The sequence below is a fragment of the Streptococcus danieliae genome, from assembly GCF_009767945.1.
GTDB lineage: Bacteria > Bacillota > Bacilli > Lactobacillales > Streptococcaceae > Streptococcus > Streptococcus danieliae.
Genome location: NZ_WSRS01000128.1, coordinates 1 through 2777, shown reverse-complemented (window position 1 = coordinate 2777; position 2777 = coordinate 1). Strand labels below are relative to the sequence as shown.

The following is a 2777-nucleotide window of genomic DNA, read 5'->3' as shown; positions in this document are numbered from 1 at the left end:
GTGGAACCTGTCTTTGGACAGGTAAAGGCTTGTTTAGGTTACAAACGTTGTAACCTACGAGGAAAACGACAAGTAAAAATTGACATGGGATTGGTTCTCATGGCCAATAATCTCCTCAAATATAGGAAGAGGAGATTCTAAAAGAAAAGGAGAGACTCATTTCAGTAGATGAATCTCTCCTTTTTAGGCTTTATGAGACTTTTGTCCCAGCCTCAAGGAAGATGGTCTTTATTCTATATTGTCAGTTTTCAGGGATTCCACACAACTTGACAAAGAACCTTAATATTAGACCCTAAAACAAGGAAACCACTCTCCGTTTGGAAAGTGGTTCGTTTAATTTAAGCAACAGCAATTGCTTGAGGTTCAACCCTATTTACAAAGCAAACTCCAATCGGTCATCAAAATAGAGAACGCTTCTATTCCTTGATTTAGAAACTCGAGAAGTCAATTGCTGACCCCTTGACCGCTCTCTAATTTTTAGGCTCGGGGTAAAAATGTCCACTGGACCTACCTCGCTCTCTAATTTTTACTTATCTCCTTTGTTGCGGATGACGAAGCCGGTTTTCTTTTCGCTGGAGGTGTTTTGTGGTTTTTGGTTTTTGTTTTTACGGTAGCGGTTGTCACGGTCATAGCGGTCGTTGCGGCGGTTGTCGCGGTAATTGTCACGACGGTTCCGATCGCGATTTCCGGAGCGGTAGCCACCGTCACGGCGGCCGCCACGGCCACGGCCACCATAGCCGTTGCCAGATGGTTTAAATGGCAGGGGTTTTTCACGGGCAATTTCTACTTCTGGTAGATCTGCTGGGTCTTGTACTACCAGAGTTAAGATGTAAGCTGCCAATTCTTCTGGAGAAAATTCACTCGCCAATTGCTGGGCATCCTTACTGACTTTAGTAGCCTTGGCTGCGAAGTCTTCTGCCGCAAAGTCGCGTTCAATTTTCCCAAGTGCAACTTTCTTTTTCGCTTGGTAGGCTTCTTCTGCTGTTGGTGGTTTGAGACCCTTCATCCGTTTTTTGGTCAAGTTCTCAATAATTTGAAGGTAGCCCATCTCATTTGGAGAAACAAAGGTTACGGATTGACCAGATTTACCAGCCCGACCTGTACGTCCAATCCGGTGAACATAGCTTTCCGGATCTTGTGGAATATCATAGTTATAGACATGGGTCACACCTGAGATGTCCAAACCACGCGCTGCAACGTCTGTTGCGACCAAGACATCCAAGTTCCCATTTTTGAAATCTCGAAGAACCCGTAGCCGTTTGCCCTGATCCAAGTCTCCATGGATTCCTTCTGCACGGAAACCACGAATTTTCAAACCACGCGTCAACTCATCGACCCGACGCTTGGTCCGACCGAAGACAATAGCCAATTCTGGCTGCTCCACATCCATAAGCCGCGTCATAGTGTCGAACTTCTCTTGTTCCTTAATCCGGATATAGTATTGATCAACCAATTCCGTTGTCAATTCCTTGGCAGCAATCTTGACGTGCTCCGGCTCTTTCATAAATTGCACCCCAATCCGCTTAATAGCATCTGGCATGGTTGCTGAGAAGAGCAAGGTTTGACGATCCGCTGGCACGCGCTCAATAATCGCTTCAATATCATCCAAGAAGCCCATGTTCAACATCTCATCGGCCTCATCCAAAATCAAGGTTTCAATCTTATCCAGTTTCAAAGCCTTGCGTTTGATCAAGTCCAAGAGACGACCCGGTGTTCCCACAACAATATGCGCCCCTGCCTTCAAAGCCTTGATTTGCTTCTCAATGCTGGATCCCCCATAAACGGAGCGAACCCGCACACCTTTAGAGCGCCCGAAGCGGAACAACTCCTCTTGACTCTGAACCGCCAATTCCCGCGTTGGCGCAATTACCAAGGCCTGAATCGTCGCCTCTTGTGGTCTAATTTTTTCTAAGGTTGGCAAACCAAAAGCAGCCGTTTTCCCTGTACCAGTCTGTGCCTGACCAATAACGTCTTTGCCAGTCAAGGCCAAGGGAATCGTCTGCTCCTGAATGGGGCTGGCTTCTTCAAAACCGGCTTTCTCAATTTCAGTCAATAATTCTTGCGATAAACCTAATTCTATAAATTTCAATGGTATCTTCTTTCTATCAAATCGATTCGGATGGACCTCTTACAATTTCGGTCCCTATCCCAAGGAACAGGCGATGAGATGCCATCCATTTTGAGCACACGCTCCCATCCCACCAACTTCATTGTAACTTACCCATTGTACCACATTCTGCAACTTATAAACAGAAATAGACACAAAACTTTATAAAATGAATTCTCATGAATTGTCCGAAAATCGTAAAATGACGTTCAGCAGCTCACCTCCACTATTTGTTTCTGGAGTTATGATGCAATCCCACGCTTAAGTTCACGACTAATGATTGAGCGATTTCTTCTTAGAATACATGAAATAGCTGCTTGCTACTGTCCTTCGTTACTGAGAAGCTCTATTTTGCCTCTGTCACTCGCCGAAAGGTGTTTGTAGAATGGATTTGGTCGATTCTAGCACATCAGATAGCTCTATCCTTTCTCGAAAATAACAAAAACAAACATTCTAATAGAACACCAAAATTATTTGGGTCAGAAAAACAAAAAAGCCTGTGGTAACAGGCTTTTTTGGGCTCTTTGTCAAGTTGTGTGGAATCCCTGAAAACTGACAGTTTTAGGCTTTTATTATTTAGCTTTTTAATAAGGGTGTTGAGATGGTTTTAACGTCAATCCGAATCCGGCTTCTTTCGAATTTCTATGAGATGCTTTCCCTGTGGTGGGGG

General features: G+C 44.5%; 2 protein-coding genes. One reads left to right on the top strand and one right to left on the bottom strand.

What is annotated here, in order from left to right; all coding sequences use genetic code 11:
- Nucleotides 1-141 (top strand): transposase (locus E5983_RS08875; protein WP_202056349.1); only part of this gene is annotated, 141 nt, incomplete at its 5' end.
- A gap of 385 nt (nt 142-526) precedes the next feature.
- Here the strand turns inward: E5983_RS08875 and E5983_RS08870 are convergent.
- Nucleotides 527-2089: a DEAD/DEAH box helicase gene (locus E5983_RS08870; protein ID WP_160333474.1), complete on the bottom strand. Its 1563-nt coding sequence runs from the start codon at nt 2087-2089 to the stop codon at nt 527-529.
- Nucleotides 2090-2777: the final 688 nt, after the last annotated feature.